The 1,458-nt window shown below is 66.5% G+C and carries 2 protein-coding genes; both read right to left on the reverse strand.

All coding sequences use genetic code 11. From position 1 onward, the window contains the following. Window positions 1-827: alpha-amylase family glycosyl hydrolase (locus tag ACIF9R_RS38275; RefSeq protein WP_399987731.1), on the reverse strand; the 827-nt coding region annotated here is incomplete at its 3' end. Further along, window positions 824-1,458, reverse strand: a 635-nt coding sequence (locus ACIF9R_RS38280; protein ID WP_399987733.1) for a DUF3459 domain-containing protein, incomplete at its 5' end; no start/stop codon positions are given. The genes ACIF9R_RS38275 and ACIF9R_RS38280, both read right to left, overlap by 4 nt.

Genomic DNA, 1,458 nt, shown 5'->3' on the forward strand with positions numbered 1-1,458 from the left:
GCGTAGTCGCCGAAGTAGTCGACGACGTCCTCGGGCCACTGGTTGGCCTCCGCCAGGACCACCGTGTCCGGGTACTGGGTGTCGATCTCCTTGCGCACCCGCTTGAGGAACGCGTGGGTCTCCGGGAGGTTCTCGCAGTTCGTTCCCTCCCGCTGGTAGAGGTAGGGCACCGCGTCCAGCCGGAACCCGTCGATCCCCAGATCCAGCCAGAACTTCAGCGCGGAGATCATCTCCTCCTGGACCGCCGGGTTCTCGTAGTTCAGATCCGGCTGGTGCGAGAAGAAGCGGTGCCAGTAGTACTGCTTGCGTACGGGGTCGTACGTCCAGTTGGAGGCCTCGGTGTCGACGAAGATGATGCGGGCGTCCTGGAACTGCTTGTCGTCGTCGGCCCACACGTAGTAGTCGCCGTAGGGGCCGTCCGGGTCCTTTCTCGACTCCTGGAACCACGGATGCTGGTCGCTGGTGTGGTTCATGACGAAGTCGATGATCACGCGCATGCCGCGCTGGTGCGCGGAGTCGACGAACTCGACGAAGTCGGCGAGGTCGCCGAAGTCGGGCAGTACGGCGGTGTAGTCGGCCACGTCGTAACCGCCGTCGCGCAGGGGCGACTTGAAGAACGGTGGCAGCCAGAGGCAGTCGACGCCCAGCCACTGCAGATAGTCGAGTTTGGCGGTCAGGCCCTTCAGGTCGCCGATGCCGTCGCCGTTGCTGTCCTGGAAGGAGCGGACCAGGACCTCGTAGAAGACGGCTCGTTTGAACCAGTCCGGGTCCCGGTCCTTGGCGGGAGTGTCCTCGAAGGTGTCCGGGACGGGTTCGTTGACGATCATGTGGTGGCTGACCCTCCGATCTGCGGGGTGGGCGGTCGCAGAACCCTGCCGTGCTCATCGGAGGGACCGCCCCCGGACCCCTGACCGACGACGAGCACATGCGCCCCGCCCGGCCCGAGTCGCACATAGTTGGCCCTGCCCCATGAGTAGACCTCGCCGGTGAGCTCGTCGCGCACCGGCACCGACTCGTGCCAGTCCAGGCCGAGTTGCGGCATGTCCAACGAGACCGTGGCCTCCTGGGTGTGGTGGGGGTCGAGGTTGGCGACCACGAGAACGGTGTTCGAACCCTTCCGCTTCGAGTACGCGATCACCGCCTCCTGGTCCGCCTGGTGGAAGTGGAGATCGCGCAGTTGCCGCAGGGCGGGATTGTTCCTGCGGAGGGTGTTGAGCCGGGTGATGAGGGGGGTGATGGTGCGTCCCTCCCGCTCGGCGGTATCCCAGTCGCGGGGGCGGAGCTGGTACTTCTCGCTGTGGAGGTATTCCTCGCTGCCTTCGCGCAGGGGGGTGTTCTCGCACAGTTCGTAGCCGCTGTAGACGCCCCAGGTGGGGGAGAGGGTGGCGGCGAGGACGGCGCGGACCTCGAAGGCGGGGCGGCCGCCGTGCTGGAGGTAGGCGTGCAGGATGTCGGGGG

Source organism: Streptomyces sp. NPDC086080, from assembly GCF_044540255.1.
Lineage (GTDB): Bacteria > Actinomycetota > Actinomycetes > Streptomycetales > Streptomycetaceae > Streptomyces.